This window comes from Pseudomonas sp. AK106 (assembly GCF_053903055.1).
The window spans coordinates 918,119-943,086 of record NZ_CP096426.1 but is presented as its reverse complement, the minus strand read 5'-3'; the positions used below and the strand labels follow the sequence as shown (position 1 = coordinate 943,086).

The following is a 24,968-nucleotide window of genomic DNA, read 5'->3' as shown; positions in this document are numbered from 1 at the left end:
GGATTCGGGCACGGCTTCCGTAGGATTGCGCCTATCGACACCATAGCTGGAGTGAACCTCACGCAACCCCTAGAATCGCCCGACGATTAAAGGAGACCTGCCCATGCTGATGGTGATTTCCCCAGCCAAAACCCTCGATTTCGAAACGCCGCCTACCACCAAGCGCCATACCCTGCCGCAATTTCTGGATCATTCTCAGGAGCTCATCAGCCAGCTGCGCGACCTGACCCCCGCGCAGATCGGCGAGCTGATGCACCTGTCCGACAAGCTCTCGGGCCTCAATGCCGCCCGCTTCGGCAGCTGGGATCCGGCGTTCACCCCCAAAAACGCCAAACAGGCACTGCTGGCATTCAAGGGCGATGTGTATACAGGGCTCGACGCCGACACACTGAGCGGACCCGATCTGACTTACGCCCAGAAGCACCTGCGCATGTTGTCCGGGCTCTATGGATTGCTGCGCCCCCTGGACCTGATGCAACCGTATCGGCTGGAAATGGGCACAAAACTGGCGAACGCCAGGGGCAAGGATCTTTATGCATTCTGGGGCGACCGCATCAGCGAGTGGCTGAACGATGCGCTGAAAGAACAAGGCGACGACGTGCTGCTTAACCTCGCGTCGAACGAGTACTTTTCGGCGGTCAAGCGGCCGGCACTTAATGCCCGCGTGATCGAAACCGAGTTCCGCGACCAGAAAAACGGCCAGTACAAGATCATCAGCTTCTATGCCAAGAAAGCCCGGGGCATGATGACCCGCTTCGTCATTTCCGAGCGCATCAGCAAGCCCAAAGACCTGGCCCAGTTCGATGCCCACGGCTATCGATACAGCAAAGAACTGTCCTCCCCGGACAAGCTCATTTTCCTGCGCGATGAGCAAGATGCCTGATTGGCACCTGCCCTTTCCTGCGACCAAATGCCTGCCCGTCTTCAACCAATGACGGGCATCGCGACGCCATTTCATCCCTACTTCAGTGCACTGCTCAGCGCACATTTCTGGTGATTTTAGTGCGAGCAGGCAAACACCATCATTCGAATGCGTCTGTCCATCCAACCGAAAGCAAACAAAAACAGTGACTCTGTTCGCAAATTCCCACACTTACTTAGTTCATAAGCTACAGTTTGCACGGACGAACGGTAGTGCTGACAGCTAATTGGCGCCAACTAACAGTCGAAAACTAACGGCTCTTTTTTTTCTCAAAAAATTAACAACTTTTTTTGCAGATTTCGGCCCGTGAATTTGAACTAGTGACACCCCACCCTGCAGGCCGGCCAAAGCCTTATAAACTAAGGCTCAAACCTTGATCGCCAGCACGCTGGATCCCGCCAGAAAGCACCGAGTGTTACGAAAAATCTCAAAAAGAGGACGAGCGGCCCGGAACTTATGGGGATTGCCCACGCTCCTACATCCCGTAACAATTCTCGTCCCCCATGTAGGACATCTCTTACATGGCACATGGACAGATCTGGAAGTTGCTTCTCAACGAAGTTAGACCCATGGGTCAAGTGGTACGTACAAGGAGTCACGCACCAAACTAGTTGAAGTGAATTGAGCTAGCACCATTCGGGTGCCCGCAGTCGTGAATCGGGGCAGATTCATCGGGAGACGGCCAAAAGCCTTGTCCTTGATCGCCTGAGCACGACGCGCTAATCATCCGTCGGAGTGCCTGCCACATCCCAGATCGGGAACCTATATAAATATGTATGGGCTACTCGACACTTTTGATCTGTAACATTCGGGTTTACCTTTCATCCAGGTAACTCACCCTTAATTCTGCCTGTGCTTGTCACGCGACATTCATTTGCCGTGCGCACGAGTGCGCGAAAAGTTGTAAGACAGTTTTTATATTCGGCCAACTAATGGCGTAAACATTGAGGAGATTACTATGCGTATCAGCATCTTTGGTTTGGGCTATGTCGGTGCAGTCTGCGCAGGCTGCCTCTCGGCGCGTGGTCATGATGTTGTTGGCGTGGACATCTCCGCTGCCAAGATCGATCTGATCAACAAAGGCAAGTCGCCAATCGTTGAGCCAGGTCTGGGCGAGTTGCTGGAAACCGGCATCAAGACCGGCAAACTGCGTGGCACCACCGACTTCTCCGAAGCGATCCGCGACACTGACCTGTCGATGATCTGCGTCGGCACGCCAAGCAAGAAGAACGGCGATCTGGAGCTGGACTTCATTGAATCGGTCTGCCGTGAAATCGGCTTCGTACTGCGTGACAAGAGCACCCGTCACACCATCGTCGTGCGCAGCACCGTTCTGCCAGGTACCGTCGCAAACGTTGTCATCCCGATCCTCGAAGACTGCTCGGGCAAGAAAGCCGGCGTTGACTTCGGTGTCGCGGTCAACCCTGAATTCCTGCGTGAAAGCACCGCGATCGCTGACTACGACCATCCTCCGATGACCGTTATCGGCGAATTCGACAAGGCGTCCGGTGACGTTCTGCAATCCCTGTACGAAGAACTCGACGCACCGATCATCCGCAAGGACATCGCCGTTGCCGAAATGATCAAGTACACCTGCAACGTATGGCACGCGACCAAGGTCACTTTCGCCAACGAAATCGGCAACATCGCCAAGGCAGTCGGCGTCGACGGCCGCGAAGTGATGGACGTGGTCTGCCAGGACAAGGCTCTGAACCTGTCGCAGTACTACATGCGCCCAGGCTTCGCTTTCGGCGGTTCCTGCCTGCCGAAGGACGTCCGCGCCCTGACCTACCGCGCCAGCACTCTGGACGTTGAAGCGCCTCTGCTCAACTCCCTGATGCGCAGCAACGTTTCCCAGGTTCAGAACGCTTTCGACATCGTTGCTGCCAGCGACACTCGCAAAGTTGCCCTGCTGGGTCTGAGCTTCAAGGCCGGTACCGATGACCTGCGCGAAAGCCCACTGGTCGAGCTGGCAGAAATGCTGATCGGTAAAGGCTACGACCTGAGCATCTTCGACAGCAACGTCGAATACGCTCGCGTTCACGGCGCCAACAAGGACTACATCGAGTCCAAGATCCCGCACGTTTCGTCCCTGCTGAACTCGGACTTCGACGCGGTCATCAACAACTCCGACGTGATCATCCTGGGTAACCGCGACGAGCGCTTCCGTGCACTCGCCAACAACGCGCCAGCCGGCAAGCGTGTGATTGACCTGGTGGGCTTCATGAAAGGCACCACCACCGAAAACGGTCAAATCGAAGGTATCTGCTGGTAACACACAGCGAGCTGCAAGCCACGAGCTGCAAGTTTCAGGCTTCATCCCTCCCGTCCCGGGCGTCAGCGCCTGCGACGGGAGGTTTGAAGCTTGCGGCTTGAGGTTGCAACTGACTTAGGGATACACACTATGCAAAGGCTGAAGCACGGCTTCCTCCAGGCCGCAGGTTGGCTGTTTTATCTAACTTTGCTGGCTGCCATTGCCATGGCGCTGCCTGCATCGCTGTTTGACTCGCACTCCAAAGATTTCATTTTCCTGATCGGTATCGTCGGCATCTGGCGCTACTCGATGGGCGCAACGCACTTCGTGCGCGGCATGATTTTCCTGTACATCGTCTACCCGCACCTGCGCCGCAAAGTGCGCAAGCTGGGCAAGGCCGCCGATCCGTCCCACGTGTTCCTGATGGTCACCAGCTTTCGTATCGATGCGCTGACCACCGCTCAGGTGTACAGCTCGGTGATTCGCGAAGCCATCAACTGCGGCTTCCCGACCACCATCGTGTGCTCCCTGGTGGAAATGTCCGACGAGCTGCTGGTCAAGGCACTGTGGGCCAAGTACAACCCGCCGGAGCACGTCAAGCTCGACTTCGTGCGCATCGCCGGTACCGGCAAGCGTGATGGTCTGGCGTTCGGTTTCCGCGCCATCTCCCGCCACATGCCGGACGACCGCTCCGTGGTTGCGGTGATCGACGGCGACACCGTGCTCGCTGAAGGCGTGGTGCAGAAAACAGTTCCGTGGTTCCAGCTGTTCGGCAACGTCGGCGGCCTGACCACCAACGAATTCTGTGAAGTACGCGGCGGCTACATCATGAGCGAGTGGCACAAGCTGCGTTTCGCTCAGCGTCACATCAACATGTGCTCGATGGCGCTGTCCAAGCGCGTGCTGACCATGACCGGCCGTATGTCGGTGTTCCGCGCCACCGTGGTGACGGACCCGATGTTCATCGCTGACGTGGAAAGCGATTCGCTGCAGCACTGGCGTCTGGGCCGCTTCAAGTTCCTGACCGGCGACGACAAGTCCAGCTGGTTCAGCCTGATGCGCCTGGGCTACGACACGTTCTACGTGCCGGATGCCGCCATCAACACCGTTGAACACCCGCCGGAAAAGAGCTTCCTGAAAGCCAGCCGCAAGCTGATGTATCGCTGGTACGGCAACAACCTTCGGCAGAACTCCCGTGCGCTGGGTCTGGGCTTCGGTCGTCTTGGGGTCTTCACCAGCATCGTGCTGTTCGACCAGCGCGTATCGATGTGGACATCGATCCTCGGCCTGACCGTTGCCATGCTGGCAAGCCTCAAGTTCGGCATCGAATACCTGCTGGCGTACCTGCTGTGGATCGGTATCACCCGTCTGATCCTGACCCTGCTGCTGTCGTGCAGCGGGCACAAGATCGGGCCGGCGTATCCGATGATTCTCTATTACAACCAGATCGTCGGCGCACTGATGAAGATTTACGTCTTCTTCCGTCTCGACCGACAGTCCTGGACCCGACAGGACACAAAACTGAGCCGCGACATGGCCAGCTTCCAGGGTTGGTTCAACACCTGGTCGTCGCGGACCATGACTTTCTCGGCTGGCAGCATCTTCGTTGCCGTGCTGCTGACAATGGTCTGACCGGGCCTTTGACCGAAACAATGGATCAACTCGATTAATCAGGAATTACCACCATGAATACAGCCGTGAATGCCAATGTCGTACATGAATCCGAAGCCCAGCGTCAGCACGCACGGGTCAAGATCCCGGCCAAACTGCGACTGCTCAATGGTCAGCCGAACGCCCCGCTGGTGCGTGTCGAAGACCTTTCCGCAGGCGGTCTGAGCTTTGTCGCTCCTGCCAACCTGCGTCCAGGCGTCGGTGAAGTCATCAAGGGTCGTCTGCAGTTCCTGATCGACAACCTCGGTCTGGCAATGGACGTTGACCTGCAAGTGCGCACCATCGATTCGAGCACCGGCCGTGTCGGCTGCCAGTTCCAGAATCTGGAATCCCAAGACATCTCGACGCTGCGTCACCTGATCACTTCGCACCTGTCGGGCGACCTCATCAGCATGGGCGAAGTACTGGCGACCCTGCAGCGCGACAACTTCACCAAGGCCCGCAAATCCAAAGACGGCGGCAGCGGCCTGAGCGCCTTCGGTCGCCTGCGCGCCGTGACCTTCAGCGTCGGTATCTTCGCCGTCGGTTTGATTGCATTCGGCTTCGTCGCGAAATCGGTCTACGGCATGTACTTCGTCAGCCACTCCACCTCGGGCCTGGTCAGCGTCCCTAGCCTGGATGTCACCATGCCTCGTGAAGGCACCGTGACCAGCCTGGTAACGCCAAACGGCAACGTCGCCAAAGGCGCTCCGCTGGCGACTTTCAACACCAGCATGCTGGACATGTTGAAAGGCAACCTGGACCCGGACGAAATGCAGCCGGCCAAAATCGAAGAGCTGTTTGGTCGTCAACTGGCCGGCACCATGACCAGCCCGTGCGATTGCGTCGTGGCCAAGCAACTGGTCGCCGACGGTCAGTACGCAAGCAAAGGTCAGGTCATCTTCCAGATGGTCCCGCGCAACGTTGCCGCCAATGTCGATGCTCGCTTCACCTACCGTCAGTTCGCCGATGTACAGCCGGGCGCTCGCGTGACCTTCCAGGTTGCCGGCGAAGACGGCGACCACAGCGGCAAGATCGTCAGCGCCACGGCTCTGAGCCCTGCTGACCTGTCTTCCGACATCCGCGTTCAGATCCAGCCTGACGAAGCCATCAACAGCAGCCTGGCAGGTCGTCCGGTTGAAGTGGTAAGCACCCGCGGCCCGTCGCTGAACTGGTTGATCGATAAAGCCACGGCGGCAGGTTTCTAAACATGGCTAGCCCACTACGAAGCTTGTCAGCCCCTACAGTGTTGAGCCTGGCGATCGCTATCGGTTTGGGCGGCTGTGCCGGCCTGCCCGATCAGCGCCTGGCCAACGAAGCCCTGAAACGCGGCGACACCGCGATGGCGGAGCAAAACTATCGGCAACTGGCGGACCTGGGCTATAGCGATGCGCAGGTCGGCCTTGCGGACATCCAGGTGGGTACTCGCGACCCCGAGCTGATCAAGCAGGCCGAGGCGACGTATCGCGCTGCTGCCGCCACTTCGCCTCGGGCGCAATCGCGTCTGGGCAAGTTGCTGGCGGTCAAGCCGAACTCCACCGAAGCCGAGCAACGTGAAGCCGAAGGTCTGTTGAAGAAGGCCTTCGCCAATGGCGAAGCCGGCACGCTGATCCCGCTGGCGATGCTCTATCTGCAGTACCCGCACACGTTCCCGAACGTGAATGCGCAGCAGAAGATCAACGAATGGCGCGCGACCGGTTACCCGGAAGCGGGTCTGGCCCAAGTGCTGCTGTATCGCACCCAGGGCACCTACGACCAGCATCTGGCTGAAGTCGAAAGCATCTGCAAGCAAGCGTTGCGTACCACTGATGTTTGCTACACCGAGCTGGCGACGGTCTACCAGAAGCGCGGCGAAGCCGACAAACAGGCGGCGCTGATCGAGCAGATGCAAAGCAGCTACGCGATGGGCAGCGTGCCTGCCATGCGGGTCGACAGCGTCGCTCGCGTGCTGGCGGATTCGACCCTCGGCAAGCCGGACGAAAAGACCGCGCAGTCGCTGCTGGAGAAAGTTGCCCCCGGTTACCCCGCTTCCTGGGTCAGCCTGGCGCAATTGCTGTACGACTTCCCCGAGCTGGGTGACGTCAACAAGATGATGGAATACCTGGACAACGGCCGTGCTGCGGATCAACCCCGCGCCGAGCTGCTGCTGGGCAAGCTGTATTACGAAGGCAAGCTGGTCTTGCCGGATGCGAAGAAAGCCGAAGAGCACCTGACCAAGGCGGCTGCGACGCAAATCTCCGCGCATTACTACCTGGGTCAGCTGTATCGCCGGGGCTATCTGGGCCATCCAGACCCGCAGAAAGCGGTCGACCAGTTGCTGACCTCCGCACGCGGTGGCCAGAACAGCGCCGACTTCGCCCTCGCGCAGTTGTTCTCGCAAGGCAAAGGTATCAAGCCTGATCCGGTCAACGCATGGGTCTTCGGCCAGCTCGCACTGGCCCAGGGCACACCGCAAGCGACGGATCTTGCGCAACAACTGAACGAACAATTGCCGCCTGAGAAGCGCGCCCAGGCGCAGAGTCTTCTCCAGCGAGAACAGCAGGTCCGCGGCACAACCGCGCAAAACGCGTTGGCGTTGCAGACACTGCAAGAAGAAAAAGACGGCGGGGACGCACCTCTATGAAGCTTAAGTTGAACCCTCTGATGGCGGCCGGATTCGGCCTGGGCTTCTCCCTGATCTGGGCCACGCCGACACTGGCCGCCCTGACCGACACTCAGAATTTCGGCATCGAAGTCAAAGCGACCGGCCAGATGGAAGACGACCGTGACCTCGGCACCCGCAGCGGTGGCGACGTCAATGGTGTCGGTCTGGATCTGCGTCCGTGGGCGTATGGCGAGTGGGGCAACTGGAGCGGTTACGCGATGGGCCAGGTCGTCACCGCGACCGACACCATCCAGACCGACCCGCTGGACCAGCAGGTCACCGACGCAAACGGCCAAAGCGCTCAGCGCTCGCGCAGCACGTCGAACAGCCGCAAAGTCGATGACAGCTACGCGGCCCTGCGTGAGTTCTGGATCGGCTACAGCGGTTTCACGCCCTACCCCGGCGAGATCCTGAAAGTCGGCCGTCAGCGTCTGCGCAATGACGATGGTCAGTGGCACGACACCAACATCGAAGCGGTGAACTGGACATTCGACACCACCCTGCTCAAGGCAGAAGTGGGCGCCGCCCAGCGCTTCAGCGAATACCGCACCGACCTGACCGAACTGTCGGCGCAGGACAAGGATCGCTCGCATCTTTATGGCGACGTGGAATACCAGTGGACGCCGGGCCAGTGGGCAGGCGTTCGTGCGCACCACAGTCATGACGGCGGCAGCCTGAAACAACAGGGCTCGGCCATCGACGATCTGGACAAGACTTCGCGTGGCGACCTGACCTGGCTGGGTCTGCAGGCCAACAGCGATGCGTACAACTACCGCAACCTGAACACCGTCAACTATTGGGGCAGCCTGACCTGGCTGACCGGCGATCGTGACCGCATCGGCACCACCTATGACGCCATTGGCGATCAGTACGTGGCCGGTGAGAAGAACAGCGAAAACGTCAACGGCTGGGCGACCGACCTGGGCCTGCGCTTCCGTCTGGATCCGATGTGGCAAGTGGGCGGCGCCTACTCCCGCGCCAGCAAGAACTACGAGCAGAACGGCCTGGAAAGCAACCGCTCGAACTGGACCGGTACCCGCTCGCGCGTGCATCGCTTCGGTGAAGCGTTCCAGGGCGAAATGGCCAACGTAGAGTCCGGCTCGCTGTTCGCTTCGTGGCAGATGCAGGACGAGTACGACGCCTCGCTGATCTACCACAAGTTCCGTCGTGTCGACGGCCATTCGGGCATCGGCGGCGCGGGTATCAACCCGGCTCAGGAAAATGTCGACTCCGATGGCGTCAGCACATTCGCCTCGCTGCCGCTTGAAGACGGCCGCAAGGACCTGGGCCAGGAAATGGACCTCGTCGTCACCAAGTACTTCAAGCAAGGCCTGCTGCCTGCTGCGGTGAGCCAGTCGTTCGACGAACCGTCGGCGCTGATTCGTCTGCGTGCAGGCGTGTTCAAACCGGGCGATGCGTATCACAGCGGTGTAGATGATTACATGCACCGCGCCATCGTCGACGTCATCTGGCGCTTCTGATGCAAGCCGCGATAGGAGTGCAATGAGATGAACAGTCAAGCAAGCAGATTGCGTCACCGGGCATGGCCGCATGCCCTGCTGGAAAGCTCTGTGCTGAAATGCGCAGTGTTGAGCAGCGTCATGCTGCTCTCCAGCACTGCGGCCATGGCCAACAACCCGTTGCCGGTTCCTGCCCCTGCGGCGCATCCGGCGGATGACAAGGAAGTGGTGGTCAAGGGCCTGCATCAGGCCAAGACCTACACCATCAGCAGCCCGCCCATCGAACCGCTGTTGATGGACAAGCCCAAGCTGCCTGACCTCTCGGGTTACACCCAGCAGGCCATGCAGAAGAAGATCGTGCGCAGCAAACCGGGCAAGGTCGCGATCAAACGCATGATGCAGGAAGACTCGCTGAAGGAATTCATCGGCGGTGACAACAAGATGGCCGAATGGGTAGCCCGTCAGCACGGCATTCCCCAGGCCATCTTCATCGAAGACGGCTACATGACGTTGCAGGACCTCGCGAAAAAGGTGCCTAAACAGTACCTGAGCGAGACCTCGCCGGGCGTGTTCCTGGCTCGTCTGCCGATCGTCGTGGGCAAGAACGGCATCCTCGAGGTCGACAAGAAAACCACCGAACTGCGCCTGTCTCAGGACGCCGGTGCGTTTCTGGTCAACGACAACCTGCTGTTCATGTCGGACACCAAACTGACCGGCTGGAGCGAGAAATCCAACGGCCCGTCGACGTTCAAGGCGCCGAAGGAATTCCGTCCGTTCCTGCTGTCCTGGGGCGGTACGCAGACCTACATGTTCAACACCAAAGTGGCGAGCCTGGGTTACAACAACAGCAAGTCGTACGGGATCAGTATTTCCCAGTACACGCCGAACATGAAGGCTCAGATGAACCGCGCCGAGCCAACCGGCTGGATCGTCAACTCTGAATTCTCGGACATGTGGTACGGCTTCTACTGCTATGAAACCCGTGACTTCGTGGTCAAGGGCAGCACCTACCACGACAACATCATCTACGGCATCGACCCCCATGACCGTTCCCACGGTCTGATCATTGCCGAAAACACGGTGTACGGGACCAAGAAAAAGCACGGGATCATCGTCTCCCGTGAGGTGAACGACAGCTTCATCATCAACAACAAAAGCTACGACAACCACCTGTCCGGCATCGTCCTTGACCGTAACAGCGTGAACAACCTGGTGGCGTACAACGAGATCTACCGCAACCACACCGATGGCATCACCTTGTATGAGAGTGCCGACAACCTGCTGTGGGGTAACCGTGTGTTCGCCAACAAGCGTCACGGCATCCGGGTTCGCAACAGCACCAACATCAAGCTGTACGAAAACCTGGCCATCGGTAACGGTTTGATGGGCGTTTACGGCCACATCAAGGACCTGTCTGACACTGACCGCGACATCAAGCTCGATCCATTCGATGCCGAAGTCTCGCTGATCATGGTCGGCGGCGAACTGACCTCCAACGGTTCAGGCCCCCTGTCCATCGACTCGCCTCTGAGCGTCGAGCTGTACAAGGTGTCGATGCTTGCACCGACCAAAGCCAGCGGGATCAGCTTCAACGGTGTACTGGGCGATCGTCAGGACGAAATCCTCGATCTGCTGGTGCGCCAACAGAAAGCCGTGTTGATCGACCCGGTCGAAAGCCAGAAACAACTCCGGGACTGAGGAAGATATTTCTATGCACGCACATTTGATCAAACTGCTCAGCCTCTCGGGCCTGACCGCTGCACTGTTCGCCGCCAGCAATGGCGCGTATGCAGCGGACACCACAGCCCCGACCTTCACTGCCGAGCCTTGCTGCAGTCTGTGCCCAGAAGCGCATGACGAAAAAAACTACGTCAGCCGCTATCAGCAGAACTTCACCACGCTGGTTCAGGCCCAGGGCGACTGGCTGTTCCGGACCCGTGAAGACCTGCGCACCGAATTCGACACCACGCCTGAAGGCTATCGCCGCATGCAAATGCTGCACGACGCCTTCAAGAGCAAGGGTGTAGAGCTGGTGGTCGTGTACCAACCCACCCGTGGGCTGGTTGATCGCAACAAGCTGTTCCCGGCCGAACGCGACAAGTTCGACTACAACACCGCACTGCGCAACTACCAGGCCATGCTCGGTCGTTTCGCAAAAATGGGCTACACCGTGCCGGACCTGTCGCCGTTGACCAACGAGCAACAGGCCCACGATTTCTACTTCCGCGGTGACCAGCACTGGACACCGTACGGTGCCCAGCGCACGGCGAAAATCGTCGCTGATTCCGTGAAAAAGATGCAGGCCTTTGCCGGCGTTCCGCGCCGTGAATTCGAGACCCATTTGTCAGGTCGCATGGGCAAGAAGGGCACTCTTCACAATATGGCCGGTCAATTGTGCGGCACGAGCTATGCCATCCAGTACATGGACCAGTTTGAGACGGAACCCAAAGGCGAAGCAGCCGACGGCGACCTGTTTGGTGACTCCGGCAACCCGGAAATCACCCTGGTCGGTACCAGTCACAGCGGCAAGAACTACAACTTTGCCGGCTTTTTGCAGGAATACATTGGTGCTGATGTGCTGAACGTCGCCTTCCCGGGCGGCGGCCTTGAAGGTTCGATGCTGCAGTACCTGGGCAGCGAAGACTTCCAGAAACACCCACCGAAGATTCTCATCTGGGAATTCTCGCCGCTTTATCGCCTCGATCAGGAGACCATCTATCGCCAGATGATGTCGCTGCTGGACAACGGCTGTGAAGGCAAGCCGGCAATCATGAGCACTAGCACCACCCTCAAACCAGGGATCAACGAGTTGCTGGTCAACGGCAAAAACGGCATCAAGGATGTGCGCAACGGCAGTAATCAGATCGACATCAAGTTCGCCGACAACTCGGTGAAAACCCTTCAGGCGCGCCTCTGGTACATGAACGGTCGCCACGAAGACTTGAAGATCGAAAAACCTGAAACATCTGAAACCGACGGGCGCTTCTCCTTCGAACTGCGCGATGACAAAGACTGGGCTGACCAGCAATTGCTCGCACTGGAAGTGCAGGGTCCGGAAGCGGGCACTGCGCCACAGCAGGTCGAAGCGAAAGTATGCAAACGCAACGTGTTCCCGAATGTCGCGCATCAAACCGCGCAAGCCGGGTTATGAGGCTCCTATGCACACTCCAAAACTGATGCTCCCTACCCTTCTGTCGCTGGCGATGATGTCCTCGGCACTGTTCGCCACCGGCGCCAGCGCTGCGTCGACACTCGTGCCGCCGCAGGGTTACTACGAAGGTGTCGAGAAATTCAAGACAGGCCAGGGCAAGTTCAGCTGTGACTCGATCCCGCAGCCTTACACCGGTCCGCTGCAGTTTCGCAGCAAATACGAAGGCTCGGACAAGGCCCGCGCAACGTTGAACATGGTTTCGGACCAGGCGTTCCGTGATGCGACCAAAGACATCACCACCATGGAGCGCGCCACCAGCAAGGTGGTGATGCAGTACATGCGTGACGGTCGCCCGGAACAGCTCGATTGCGCGCTGAACATGCTGACCACCTGGGCCAAGGCCGATGCGCTGGAGTCCACCGACTTCAACCACACCGGCAAATCGATGCGCAAATGGGCACTGGGCAGCATGTCGTCCGCTTATCTGCGCCTGAAGTTCTCCGAGTCGCACCCTCTGGCTACCCGCCAGCAGGAGACGCAGGTCATCGAAGCCTGGTTCAGCAAACTGGCGGATCACGTGGTCAGCGACTGGAACAATCTGCCGCTTGAGAAGACCAATAACCACTCGTATTGGGCCGCCTGGGCCGTGATGTCCACGGCAGTGGCGACCAATCGCCAGGACCTGTTCGATTGGGCCGTGAAGGAATTCAAGATCGGCGCCAACCAGATCGACCCGCAAGGTTTCCTGCCGAACGAGCTCAAGCGCAAGCAACGCGCGCTGGCCTACCACAACTATGCGCTTCCGCCGTTGGCGATGATCGCGAGTTTCGCCCAGGCCAACGGTGTCGATCTGCGTCAGGAAAACAACGGTGCGCTCAAGCGTCTGGGTGATCGCGTCCTGGCTGGCGTGAAGAATTCAGGCAGCGAATTCGCAGCACGTGACGGCGAAAAGCAGGACATGACGGACCTGAAAACCGACATGAAATTCGCCTGGCTGGAACCGTATTGCTCGCTGTATGACTGCGGCCCGGATGTGCTTGAACAGAAACACAAGATGCAACCGTTCAAGAACTTCCGCCTCGGCGGCGACCTGACCCGCACTTATGACCCGACGCATGACAAGGGTGATAAGGGCGGCTCGTAAGCGCAGCGGGATGTGGGGGCGAGTTCGCTCGCGAAGGGGCCATGAGCGGCACCCGTTTATTCGCAAGCAAGCTCGCTCCCACAGGGTAGTTCCGGATTAACCCGAACATGTTTCGCCCCTCCATTTTTCGTGGGGGGTTTGGGGGGGCTTCGGCCCTTGATGTTGGACAAATGGAGAGGTAAAGGATGGTTTTCTCATCCAACGTGTTCCTGTTCCTGTTCTTGCCGGTGTTTCTCGGCTTGTACTACCTGAGCGGGCAACGCTATCGCAACCTGCTGCTGCTGGTCGCCAGCTACGTGTTCTACGCGTGGTGGCGAGTGGACTTCCTGGCACTGTTCGCAGGTGTGACGCTGTGGAACTACTGGATCGGCCTGCGCGTAGGCGCTGCCGGGGTCAGAACCAAACCGGCACAGCGCTGGCTGCTGCTCGGCGTGGTGGTCGACCTGGGCATCCTTGGCTACTTCAAGTACGCCAACTTCGGCGTGGACAGCATCAACGCGATGATGACGTCGATCGGTCTTGAGCCGTTCATCCTCACCCATGTGTTGCTGCCGATCGGTATCTCGTTCTACATCTTCGAGTCCATCAGCTACATCATCGACGTCTACCGTGGGGACACCCCGGCGACGCGCAACCTCATCGACTTCGCAGCATTCGTGGCGATTTTCCCGCACCTGATCGCAGGACCAGTGCTGCGTTTCCGCGACCTGGTGGACCAGTTCAACAACCGCACGCACACCCTCGACAAGTTCTCCGAAGGCTGCACGCGGTTCATGCAGGGTTTCATCAAGAAGGTCTTTATTGCCGACACGCTGGCGGTGGTCGCCGACCATTGCTTTGCCCTGCAGAACCCGACCACGGGTGACGCCTGGCTCGGCGCGCTGGCGTACACCGCTCAGCTGTACTTCGACTTCTCCGGCTACAGCGACATGGCCATCGGCCTGGGCCTGATGATGGGTTTCCGCTTCATGGAAAACTTCAAACAGCCCTACATCAGTCAGTCGATCACCGAGTTCTGGCGTCGCTGGCACATCAGCCTGTCCACCTGGCTGCGTGACTATCTGTACATCACGCTGGGCGGCAACCGTGGCGGCAAAGTCGCGACCTACCGCAACCTGTTCCTGACCATGCTGCTGGGTGGTCTGTGGCACGGCGCCAACATCACTTACATCGTCTGGGGTGCCTGGCACGGTGTGTGGCTGGCGATTGAAAAAGCCATCGGCCTTAACACTGCGCCCCGCACATTCAACGTCGTTCGCTGGGCCTTCACCTTCCTGCTGGTGGTCATGGGCTGGGTCATCTTCCGCTCGGAAAACCTGCACGTTGCCGCCCGCATGTACGGCGCCATGTTCAGCTTCGGCGATCTCGGTCTGTCGGAGCTCAACCGCGCCAGCCTCACCGGCCTGCAAGTAGCAACGCTGGTCGTGGCGTACATCACCCTCGCCTTCTTTGGCCTGCGTGATTTCTACCGCAACCGTGCGCCGGCCAAGCCGACCGACAAAGCCGTGCAGGCCGATGGCCCTGCCGCTGCCGAGCCTGGCCTGATCAAGGCCGTGCCGGGCGACAAGCCCGGCAGCATTCATCAACCGGGTTACATCGTCGGCACCGAAGCGCAGGTTCAGCCTGCCTACTGGACCGCCGACTGGTCGCGCTATGCCATGCGCGCGCTGATCCTGCTGATGTTCGTTGCATCGATCCTGAAACTCTCGGCGGCCAGTTTCTCGCCGTTCCTTTACTTCCAGTTCTGAGGAGCCTGACATGACCCGTTCATTACGTTTCCTCTACATCTTCCTGTTCCTGGCGATTCTGCTGGTGCTGGGTCTGTGGTCGCTGCGCAGCTTCGTCGGCTTCTCGACGTCGAAGGAGACCACCGTGCTGAATGGTCACTGGACCAAGGCGGTGGAAACCCACTACGACGAAGCATTTCCGATCAAGCGTCTGGGCACCAACCTTTGGGCAGCGCTGGACTACAAGCTGTTCAACGAAGGTCGTCCGGGCGTGATCCTGGGCAAAGACCAGTGGCTGTACACCGACGAAGAGTTCGACGCCGTTGCCAACAGCGAGCAGAACGAAGCAGACAACCTGGCAATCATTCAGGGCGTGCGTGACACCCTGAAAAAGCAAGGCACGCAATTGCTGCTGGCTATTATCCCGGCCAAGACCCGTCTGTACCCGGAGCACGTCGGTGACAACAAACCGGCCACGCTGCACACCGATCTGTATCAGCAGTTCCACGCTCAAGTGAATCAGGCCGGCATCCTCGCCCCTGATTTGCTCACGCCGCTGCAAAGCGCCAAGGAGAAGGGCCAGGTGTTCCTGCGCACCGACACCCACTGGACACCGATGGGCGCGGAAATCGTCGCCCAGCAGTTGGGTGACGTGATCAGCAAGCAACTGCCGCTGAACGTTGAACCGCAGAACTTTGTCACCGAAGCCAAGACGACCGAACCCTACAAGGGCGATCTGACCAACTTCCTGCCGCTGGATCCGCTGTTCACCAACCTGCTGCCCAAGCCGGATGACCTGCAGCAGCGCAGCACCAACCCGGCTCAGGCTGGCGCCGAAAGCGATGACGCCCTGTTCGCGGACAATTCCGTTGCAGTGGGTCTGGTCGGCACCAGCTACAGCGCCAACCCCAACTGGAACTTTGCCGGTGCGCTTAAACAGGCCCTGCACGCAGACGTCGTGAATTACGCCGAAGACGGCCATGGCCCGATCCTGCCGATGCTCAAGTATCTGCAGACCGACGCCTTCAAGAGCAGCCCACCGCAGGTGCTGATCTGGGAATTTCCGGAACGCTACCTGCCCGCTCACAACGACCTGACCGAGTTCGACCCACAGTGGATCGCTGAACTCAAAAAGGCCCGTGACCCCCAACAGAATCTGGCGGACAACGCCAACAACTCCAAGTCGCCCACCCGGGCGCAAAACTGAGAGGACTCTTTGACTATGACTTCGCAGAACCCGATGCCAGTTCGTTCGAGCAAAACCAACCTGCTGAAAACCTGCGTGCTGGCCGCGAGCCTGGGCTTCGTCTCCCTTTCCGCCTTCGCCGGTGGCGATGCCGCCCTGTATGGCCCGACCGCACCGAAAGGCTCGACCTTCGTGCGTGTTTACAACGCCAGCAGCAGCGAAATCTCGGCCAGCGTCGGCAACACCAGCCTCAACGAAATCGGCCCATTGGCCAGCAGTGACTTCGGCTTCATGCCACAGGGCGACTACACCGCCAAAGTCGGCAGCCAGTCCCTGCCGGTGAAACTGGCCAGCGATCACTACTACACCATCGTCAACAACACCTCGGGCGCACCTCAGCTGGTTGAAGAGCCTCCGTTCAAGAACAAGCAGAAGTCCCTGGTTCGCGTACAGAACCTGAGCGACAAGGCGCTGACCCTGAAAACCGCTGATGGCAAGACAGACGTGGTCAAGGCTGTGTCTGCCAAGGGCACCGGCGAGCGTGAAATCAACCCGGTCAAAGTCAGCTTCGCGCTGTTTGACGGCGATAAGAAAGTGGCTGACCTGAAGCCGGTTGCACTGGAGCGCGGTGAAGCCGCCGTTCTGTACGTGACCGGTAGCGGCAGCAGCCTGTCGCCAGTCTGGGTCAAGCGCCCGACCGGCACTCAGTAACAGATTTGAACCTGGCCGAGAGGCCGCAGGCAGCGCGCGGGGTTACTCGCGCGCTGCCACGGATTTACGGGATTAAGCGTTCGGCGTCAGGCACTGCGGAGCAAGCAGACCGCCAGGAGGACGCCGGGCGATGCAAGACAAAAACCAGAAAGACCGAAAAGACCTACAGCCCATTCGAACGATTTTTGCTTAACGGAGAAACAAAATGATTCCAGTGATCTTGTCAGGTGGTAGCGGTTCCCGACTCTGGCCTCTTTCGCGTAAACAGTTTCCTAAACAGTTCCTGGCGCTGACCGGCGAACACACCCTGTTCCAGCAGACCGTCGAGCGCCTGCAATTCGACGGCATGCAGCACCCTGTCGTGGTCTGCAACAAGGACCACCGCTTTATCGTCACCGAGCAGCTCGGTGCGCTGGGTCTGGAAACTCAGGCCGTGATCATGGAACCGTTTGGCCGCAACACTGCGCCAGCCGTTGCCATCACCGCGATGATGCTCGCCAACGAAGGTCGCGACGAGTTGATGCTGGTCCTGCCAGCCGACCACGTGATCGATGATCAGAAAGCCCTGCAACGCGCACTGGCTTTGGCCACCGTCGCTGCAGAGCGCGGCGAAATGGTGCTGTTCGGAATCCCGGCGACCACGCCTGAAACCGGCTACGGCTACATCAAGTCCACCGCCGATGCCTTGCTGCCGGAAGGCGTCAGCCGCGTTCAGCAGTTCGTCGAGAAGCCTGATGAGCAACGCGCTCAGGAATTCGTCCAGGCCGGCGGTTACTACTGGAACAGCGGCATGTTCCTGTTCCGTGCCAGCCGTTATCTGGAAGAGCTGAAAAAGCACGATCCGGACATCTACGACAACTGCCTGCTGACCCTCGAGCGCAGCAAGCAGGAAGGCGACAGCATCTCCCTGGACGAGGCGAGCTTCGCCTGCTGCCCGGACAACTCCATCGACTACGCCGTCATGGAAAAAACCCAGCGCGCGTGCGTCGTTCCGCTTGATGCAGGCTGGAGCGATGTCGGCTGCTGGTCGTCCCTGTGGGACGTGCACGCCAAAGACGAGAACGGCAACGTTGCCAAGGGCGACGTCGTTATCCAGGACAGCCGCAACTGCATGATTCAGGGCAACGGCAAACTGGTCACCGTGATCGGCCTGGACAATATCGTTGTCGTCGAAACCAAAGACGCCATGATGATCGTTCACAAAGACAAGGTTCAGGGCGTCAAGCAACTGGTCAACACGCTGAACGAGCAAGGCCGCAGCGAAACCCAGAACCACCTGGAAGTCTATCGCCCATGGGGCTCGTACGACTCCGTGGACATGGGCGGCCGTTTCCAGGTCAAGCGCATTTCCGTCAAGCCGGGCGCCAGCCTGTCGCTGCAGATGCATCACCACCGCGCTGAGCACTGGATCGTCGTATCGGGTACCGCTCAGGTCACCTGCGACGACAACGTGTTCCTGCTGACCGAGAACCAGTCGACCTACATCCCGATTGCCTCGGTTCACCGTCTGCGCAACCCGGGCAAAATCCCGTTGGAAATCATCGAAGTTCAATCGGGTAGCTACCTGGGCGAAGACGACATCGAGCGTTTCGAAGACGTCTACGGCCGCTCCACCCCAGGCATCGAAGCCGGCGTGAAGACCCAGACCATCGCCCGTTAATACCGCTTCACCCAGTAGTACTAGCCCCCGTCAATCCTCTGCGTATTCCCCATCCGCAGAGGGTTTTCGGGGGCTTTTTATTGTGCGCAAAAGGTGTATGGACCTTGGCTATTAAAGTGACCGGGTTTATCGCGAAGAGGACTGAGCACTGTCATAAGTGACAGTTATCACTGGAAGTTAAAACGCTTATTTTATCTCTGCTGTTAGTGGGCATTTAGCACCACATAAATACATGGAGAAAAAAAATGATTCAGCCACAGAACCGCCCTATTCCGAAGTTCGAAGGCGCTGATGATTTCAAAATCAAACGAAATCAGGCGGCAACGATTGTGTTGCCCAAATACCCATCGGACGTGGTCGTTCCTCCCTTAGTCGGCATCGTGATATATCGCGATAACAGCGATGGAACACATGCAAAAAACATGTCCACAGACCGCTATCAGACGCCCGTTCGCGATGAGGAGACTCGCTTTAATCTGACCGTGGAGGAAATGACGGCAATCACCGCCCCCGACATCGACGCCGGCCCCGGCATCACGATCAAGTTCATAGTGCTGCAAGAAAATTATTCAGCCGAGTCAGGCGAGGGTACGCCTGGATACGGTGAAAAATCAGCAGCGTACGAAGTTATCGACTAAATCAAACTCTTCAACGCTCAACGCCAGTCGAAATGAAGGCGCTACGTACTGAATTGCAGCCTTCGGCAGCTCTGACGGGAGTTGGGCGTTTGCCCCATATTTGCCAGTGGACGCAGGATCTGTGGAAGGGCCCTGTACGCGAATGCATTCTATCTGGTGATGGCATGCATCGGATGTCATGACGCTTTTCACGAACAGGTTCGCTCCGCCGTTTCAGTGCATCTCTCTAACCGTGTCAAGGCAACATCAGCAATTTGGTCTATGCCTCCCCTTTCGGTACGGTGCCGCACCTGCAATCGCAAGATCGACACGATGATTTCCAGCGCCGTATTCCTGTTCACCTGGCTGGTCCTGCTTCTGCGTTATCCCTCCAAAGCGTTGCCCCGTTTCCCTGCCAACTGCACACGAACATGCCTGAGCTGACCGGCCTCAGTCACGCCAAATGACTGAATGTTGGCCTATTTGTCAGACCTGCCTGCGCAACCATCTTTCAGGAAATCGGGTGGCGTTGACCAACGCGGGAAAAGTGTCTGCATTCATCCGTAACAGCGAGGATCTCACGCTCCCATTGCCCACAAAGGTGGCCTTGCGTTGATGCCGGTTAGCCGCGTCATCTGTTAAACCTTGCATGCTGGTCTCGTATACAGGAGCACTGCCATGCTTCTCGTAAGGACCTGATCTGACAACTCGCGACAAGGACCTTCTTATTTGTTTGCTCCAGCCTCCGACAGCCTCAGGGGTAGCATCGGCCTCGAGTCTCGGCTGCTCGTAATAATGGCTATCAACGGTGAAATTGACTGCATGAGAAGTTTCATGGATCAACGTCCAGGCAACATTGAGCACATGATCCTGCTCAAGATGGGTGCGTGAAACTCCGAAGCTCTTGACCACATCTTCGAACTCTCCCGCCAGTAAAGTACGTCCCTTAAGCCTGGATGGACCGTCAAAAAGCTCGATATCAAGGTCCGCGTGCGGCTTACCGAATGCCGTCAACATGTTCCTATAACTGTCGAGGCTTTCTACGACGGCCTCTATCGTGTCAGCGCGAATGGGTGCCGGCAGTTCACCAAACGTCGCGTCGAAGGCCTTGACTACATCCTGGCGGGGTGACGCTTCGCGAAGTTGATCACGCGTTCCAGCCACCAGATAACTTGCAGCGTCCAGCGCCTGCCTCATCTTCGCCTGCTGTGGCGGGCTGAAATCCCCCATTCCTGCGGCTACCACCACGACCTGAGGAACATCGTATGGGGCTGCGCCTTGGGAGTCGCGATAGCGGATCGGTGAGTTACTGCAAAAGCAAAACAGATTCACCCCGCCTTGTTCACCCGTCGGATCCGGATTGATCCAGCGCATCAGCCACGGTGCGTAATACCGCAGGCCATAGTAGTAAAGCCCGGTCGCGTCCCGCTCTTTTCCTGAATAACGCACGGTTTTGTAGTGCGCTTCAATTTGGCATCGGCCTGCCCACCAGGCTGTGCCTCCAAAGGGGTAATAACTTTCCTGACTGATCAATCGGCATTGCTGATCCAGCTCCATCAGGCTTGACCCCAAATGATCACTCAGCGTGTAGCGCGTCTGATCGTTATCTACCGTCTCCGGTTTGCCCTCTACCCAATGCAGAACCCGCACCGCGTTGCGTCCGCCGGGAGCGGTGATGACGTGCAGCGTTTCGCCAGTCGCGCTATTGGCGCGGATTTCCAGGCCCGGCAGATAGCGTACGTCGTTCACATGGACGACATTTTTAGCCTGAACCGTCCGAATCTTGCGCACACGCAGGCCGGTTGCGTCATAGACGTAAACCTCACTGTCATCCACTCCCGAAGGCCTGGCTACCAGGGTTACCCTGCGCAACTGGTTACGCGGGTTCCACTCAATGTTTTGCCCGGGCGCCAGCCGCTGCAAATTACCGTTGGCATCGAATGCGGCAGCAATCTCGGCGTCAGTTGGCGGCGTGTCAGTCAGTTGAGCCAGAGACCGGTTGCTACCGTTGGCCACCGCCAGCCATTGCGAATGATCTTGCACGCCAACGTGACTGAGCTTGAGCAAATTGCCGCCCGCATCGTATTCGTAGTTCTGTCGGTAATTCGTCAGTCGGGAGGGGTCGATCGGCGATTGGAACACCGCGGGATCCGGGCCTCGATTGACCGACGCCAGCTCCCGACCGGTGGCCTCGATGAGCCGATACAGCGTGTCGTACGTGAATGTGCTGATGGACTTGGTGAGCTGATTGACGAAATGGCTTTGAGGGAGCGAAGCATCTGCAATGCTGATCACGTTGCCGACCGGATCGTAGGCGTAACGCAGATCCTGCCGTCTTTCTCCATCGGGAAGCGTCGACTGGACGTTCACCAGACGAGCGTCTTGTGTTGAATAAGCCGCAGAGATGACGACGCCATTTCCGGCGGTTTCTGAAACCGCGCGATTGAAGGCGTCGTATTGAATATCGCCCACCAGCGTTTCCGCTGGCAGGCCGGCCAGCTGCAAGCGGGTTTGCTTGAGCAGCCCGGCGACGGTCTGGGCAAAAAACTGTGTGTTTTCCATGGCATCGCGCTGTTCGGACATTTCGCCTGTGGGAGCGAATCGCCAGGCCATCCGGGCGCCGTCTCCGGGTTCCAGAAGCTGGTCGCAAGCTTCGGCGGCGTCCGGCCAACTGGACATGTTCGGATCATTGAGAAAACGCCGCGCCTGCAAGAGCGCATTCCGGTTTATATCGAACGACGTATTGCACAGCGAGCCGGCCGGATCGTAATGCCTGACTATTTGATTGCATTGGTTGGCGTGATGCTCATCAGGCCCTCCATAGCTCAAGCGCTCGACGCAGGTTCGCGCCGTACCGTCCCGTGCGCCCTGTTCTTCAAACAAGGCAGTCGGCCGCAGCTGCTTGTCGTATTCGACCCGCTGAACCACTCCGCGTCCGTCCCAGCCCCCGTCACGCTGCCCGCCTTCCCCCACTGATTGAAGGCGCCACCCCGCATCGACGCTCTCATAAAGCAGCCGCTCCCCGCTGAGCGAGAAGACCACACTCACATTGCTCGTCGCGTCCGATGCCAGATCGGCGGCAGCCCATAGTCGTGGGTCCCAACGCGCCGTTTGCCTTCCTGCGGGATCATAGGCAAGGCGGTCAACCCGCACGGTCATGGGCGCATCCGTTTGAGCCACGTAGAAGGACACCGTACGAACAGGTAGCCTGCGCGGCTCTATTACCGTGAGTGTCGGAGTATGGGTATGTAGCGAGCAGGAATGAGCCATGACCTGTGCAATCCGTTGCAGGAAATACCCTAAGACTAGTTTGGCTGCGGATTTCTGACTGACCGCCGGTCCGGCTGGACGGTTGCGCTGAGCGGTTCGGTTGAGCCCAATCCATTAGCCCAACCCCCTCCCCTTTCGGTACGATGCCCTCATCTGCAATCGCGAGATCGACACGATGATTTTCGGCGCCGTACTCCTGTTCACCTGGCTGGTCCTGCTTCTGCGCTATCCCTCCAAAGCGTTGCCTGTTTCCCTGGCTGCCGCAGTCGGGCTGGGCGTCGTGGCGGCGTTTGTGGTCTGGGAAGACAGCCGCGACGAGCAGCGCCTTGAGCGCCTGCAATTGCGCGTGGACTATGCGCCGCAACAGTGTCCTACGGGGCGTCCGCTGCTGGTACTGATCGATAACGGCAACACCGTTTCGCTCAGCGAACTGCGCTGGAAAATCGCGGCCTACGCGCCGGGCGATACCGTCAATCTGGCCGAAGACACGTACACCGCGCCGCGTTATCGCGGGCCGGGCGATTTGTTGCCCGGCAGTCAGTGGCAAGATTGTTTGCCGATGCCACCGTTGCGCCCAGGTTACCGGCCTCAGACCCTCGAGTTTCGTGCCGAGCGCCTGCAAGGCACGTTCTCCGGCTGAGCGCCGCCTTTCTCTTTTTTCAAGGACTGAACCATGTCTGTGGTGTTGATCACCGGTTGTTCCAGCGGCATTGGCCGTGCCATGGCGGATGCCTTCAAAGCGGCGGGCCATGAAGTCTGGACAACCGCACGCAAGCCGGCCGACGTGCAAGCGCTGACCGCGGCAGGTTTTCGTGCCGTGACGCTGGACGTCAATGACAGCGCTGCGATTGATCGACTGGTTTCCGAGCTGGATCAACAAGGCAGAGGGCTCGACGTGCTGATCAACAACGCAGGCTACGGTGGTATTGGCCCGCTGCTGGATGGCGGTGTCGAGGCCATGCGCAGGCAGTTCGAAACCAACGTGTTTTCAGTGGTCGGCGTGACGCGCGCGCTGTTTCCAATGCTGCGCCGCAACAAGGGGTTGGTGGTGAATATCGGCAGCGTTTCGGGCGTGCTGGTCACCCCATTCGCGGGCGCGTACTGCGCGTCAAAAGCCGCCGTTCATGCCATGACTGAAGCACTGCGCATGGAACTGGCACCCTTCGGGATTCGGGTGATGGAAGTCCAGCCCGGCGCTATCGATACCCACTTCGCACAAAACGCCAGCCACGAGGCCGAGCAGGTGATTCACCAGGATTCGCCGTGGTGGCCGTGGCGTGAAGGCATCCGCGCCCGGGCCAATGCGTCACAGGGCAACCCGACACCCGCTGCCGACTTCGCCCGCGACGTGCTCGACGCCGTGCAACGCAGCCATCCACCGCGCCTATTGCGCTCCGGCAACGGCAGCCGCGCGCTGCCCCTGATGGAACGGCTGCTGCCCAAGGCATTACTGGAGTGGATTCTGAGCAAGCGCTTCAAGCTGGATAAAAAAGGCTGACACCACCGCCGGCTTCTGTAGGAGCGTGGCTTGTCCCGCGAACTGGCGCGAAGCGGCAGCAAGACCAAGCGCCCCGGTTATAACTGATGCACCGCAATCACTGTTATTACTGTCGCTGCGCAACAGATCGCGGGACAAGCCACGCTCCTGCATCCTCCGGCGCGACACATCTGGCGTATCGCGCAGCTCAACGTGCTATCGCATTGAATCTTGCGTTTCGGGATTCACAATCACCGTGCACGTAATCCCCGCCGCCAGCACCACCCCTTCCGGCACCTGATCCAGGTGGATGCGCACGGGCACGCGCTGCGCCAGTCGTACCCAGTTGAAGGTCGGGTTGACGTCGGCGATGAGTTCGCGGCTCTCCGGGTTGTCGCGGTCGTAGATGGCGCGAGCGATGCTCTCGACGTGGCCCTTCATCACTTCGCCGCTCATCAACTGCATGTCCGCCGGATCGCCAATCCTGACGTGGGGCAGCTTGGTCTCTTCGAAGAAGCCGTACACCCAGAACGAGTTCCTGTCGACGACGGCCATCTTCGCTTCGCCGATGCGCGCGTAGTCGCCGCGATGCACGTTGAGGTTAGTGACGTAGCCGTCAACCGCAGCCAGCACTTTGGTGCGCTGCAGGTTCAGTTGTGCCGCCTCAAGCTGCGCGACGGCGAGTTGATAATCCGCCTGGGCAGAGGTGGCGACATTGCTGGCGTCTTCTCGACTTTCGGCGGAGATCACCAGGGCGTCCATGTCCTTGCGTCGATTGGCGTTGACCTTGCGCATCTCCCAGGTCGCCTTGCGCGACGCCACCATGGCCTCGGCCTGCTTCACTGCCAGCTGATAATGCTCAGGGTCGATCTGCATCAACAGGTCGCCTTTTTTCACTGGCTGGTTGTCCTTCACCGGCACATCGATCACCACGCCGCTGACATCGGCGGCGACGTTGATCACGTCGGCGCGCACCCGGCCGTCGCGGGTCCAGGGCGTGTCCATGTAGTGAATCCACAGCAGCCGGCCGATCCAGATGGCCAGGGCCAGAATCAACAAAGTCGCGATCAGACTGAAGAGCTTTTTCATCTCAAC

Annotated in this window: 18 protein-coding genes; 16 read left to right on the top strand and 2 right to left on the bottom strand. The window is 58.9% G+C overall.

Going from position 1 to position 24,968, the window contains the following annotated elements; translation table 11 throughout:
- Nucleotides 1-103: 103 nt before the first annotated feature.
- The 14 genes from yaaA to M1E04_RS04180 all read left to right on the top strand — a co-directional run bounded on the left by yaaA (nt 104) and on the right by M1E04_RS04180 (nt 19,147).
- On the top strand, nt 104-883 hold the full coding sequence (yaaA, locus tag M1E04_RS04245; protein WP_065991940.1) for a peroxide stress protein YaaA: 780 nt from the start codon (nt 104-106) through the stop codon (nt 881-883).
- Nucleotides 884-1,880: 997 nt separating this feature from the next.
- On the top strand, nt 1,881-3,197 hold the full coding sequence (locus M1E04_RS04240) for a nucleotide sugar dehydrogenase (protein WP_065991938.1): 1,317 nt from the start codon (nt 1,881-1,883) through the stop codon (nt 3,195-3,197).
- Between the two features lie 129 nt (nt 3,198-3,326).
- Nucleotides 3,327-4,808, top strand: a complete 1,482-nt coding sequence (alg8, locus tag M1E04_RS04235; protein ID WP_065991936.1) for a mannuronan synthase — start codon at nt 3,327-3,329, stop codon at nt 4,806-4,808.
- A gap of 53 nt (nt 4,809-4,861) precedes the next feature.
- Entirely contained in the window at nt 4,862-6,034 is a 1,173-nt protein-coding gene (locus M1E04_RS04230; RefSeq protein ID WP_065991934.1) for an alginate biosynthesis protein Alg44, read from the top strand.
- A gap of 2 nt (nt 6,035-6,036) precedes the next feature.
- Nucleotides 6,037-7,449, top strand: a complete 1,413-nt coding sequence (gene algK / locus M1E04_RS04225; protein ID WP_456292452.1) for an alginate biosynthesis TPR repeat lipoprotein AlgK — start codon at nt 6,037-6,039, stop codon at nt 7,447-7,449.
- On the top strand, nt 7,446-8,951 hold the full coding sequence (locus M1E04_RS04220; protein ID WP_065991930.1) for an alginate export family protein: 1,506 nt from the start codon (nt 7,446-7,448) through the stop codon (nt 8,949-8,951). The genes algK and M1E04_RS04220 overlap by 4 nt, the downstream gene beginning before the upstream one ends.
- 27 nt (nt 8,952-8,978) lie before the next feature.
- On the top strand, nt 8,979-10,628 hold the full coding sequence (algG, locus tag M1E04_RS04215) for a mannuronan 5-epimerase AlgG (RefSeq protein WP_192132646.1): 1,650 nt from the start codon (nt 8,979-8,981) through the stop codon (nt 10,626-10,628).
- A gap of 13 nt (nt 10,629-10,641) precedes the next feature.
- Complete coding sequence (locus M1E04_RS04210) at nt 10,642-12,081, top strand: alginate O-acetyltransferase (protein ID WP_065991928.1); 1,440 nt, start codon at nt 10,642-10,644, stop codon at nt 12,079-12,081.
- A gap of 7 nt (nt 12,082-12,088) precedes the next feature.
- Nucleotides 12,089-13,225 carry a mannuronate-specific alginate lyase gene (locus M1E04_RS04205; RefSeq protein ID WP_065991927.1) on the top strand — a complete coding sequence of 379 codons (1,137 nt, stop codon included), beginning with the start codon at nt 12,089-12,091 and terminating at the stop codon, nt 13,223-13,225.
- Between the two features lie 185 nt (nt 13,226-13,410).
- Nucleotides 13,411-14,973 carry an MBOAT family O-acyltransferase gene (locus M1E04_RS04200; RefSeq protein ID WP_456292451.1) on the top strand — a complete coding sequence of 521 codons (1,563 nt, stop codon included), beginning with the start codon at nt 13,411-13,413 and terminating at the stop codon, nt 14,971-14,973.
- Between the two features lie 10 nt (nt 14,974-14,983).
- Nucleotides 14,984-16,159, top strand: coding sequence for an alginate O-acetyltransferase (locus M1E04_RS04195; RefSeq protein ID WP_456292450.1), 1,176 nt, complete (start codon nt 14,984-14,986; stop codon nt 16,157-16,159).
- A gap of 33 nt (nt 16,160-16,192) precedes the next feature.
- Complete coding sequence (locus tag M1E04_RS04190; RefSeq protein WP_065993158.1) at nt 16,193-16,849, top strand: alginate O-acetyltransferase AlgF; 657 nt, start codon at nt 16,193-16,195, stop codon at nt 16,847-16,849.
- Nucleotides 16,850-17,054: 205 nt separating this feature from the next.
- Nucleotides 17,055-18,509: a mannose-1-phosphate guanylyltransferase/mannose-6-phosphate isomerase gene (locus M1E04_RS04185; protein WP_456292449.1), complete on the top strand. Its 1,455-nt coding sequence runs from the start codon at nt 17,055-17,057 to the stop codon at nt 18,507-18,509.
- 245 nt (nt 18,510-18,754) lie between these two features.
- Nucleotides 18,755-19,147 (top strand): hypothetical protein, encoded by a 393-nt coding sequence (locus tag M1E04_RS04180; RefSeq protein ID WP_456292448.1) that lies wholly within the window; start codon nt 18,755-18,757, stop codon nt 19,145-19,147.
- A 465-nt stretch (nt 19,148-19,612) separates the two neighbouring features.
- On the opposite strand, the gene M1E04_RS04175 is transcribed toward M1E04_RS04180, so the two are convergent.
- The gene (locus M1E04_RS04175; RefSeq protein ID WP_456292447.1) at nt 19,613-22,285 is read right to left on the bottom strand and encodes an RHS repeat domain-containing protein; all 2,673 of its coding nucleotides are present in this window, start codon (nt 22,283-22,285) and stop codon (nt 19,613-19,615) included.
- Nucleotides 22,286-22,571: 286 nt separating this feature from the next.
- On the opposite strand from M1E04_RS04175, the gene M1E04_RS04170 reads away from it, so the two are divergent.
- Together M1E04_RS04170 and M1E04_RS04165 are read left to right on the top strand one after the other, a co-directional pair.
- Nucleotides 22,572-23,036 (top strand): multidrug transporter, encoded by a 465-nt coding sequence (locus M1E04_RS04170; RefSeq protein WP_065991909.1) that lies wholly within the window; start codon nt 22,572-22,574, stop codon nt 23,034-23,036.
- 33 nt (nt 23,037-23,069) lie between these two features.
- A complete protein-coding gene (locus M1E04_RS04165; RefSeq protein ID WP_456292446.1) occupies nt 23,070-23,894 on the top strand; it encodes an SDR family oxidoreductase in 825 nt (274 codons plus the stop codon).
- A gap of 195 nt (nt 23,895-24,089) precedes the next feature.
- Here M1E04_RS04165 and M1E04_RS04160 read toward each other — a convergent pair whose 3' ends face one another.
- Nucleotides 24,090-24,962 carry an efflux RND transporter periplasmic adaptor subunit gene (locus M1E04_RS04160; protein WP_456292445.1) on the bottom strand — a complete coding sequence of 291 codons (873 nt, stop codon included), beginning with the start codon at nt 24,960-24,962 and terminating at the stop codon, nt 24,090-24,092.
- Nucleotides 24,963-24,968 lie beyond the last annotated feature (6 nt).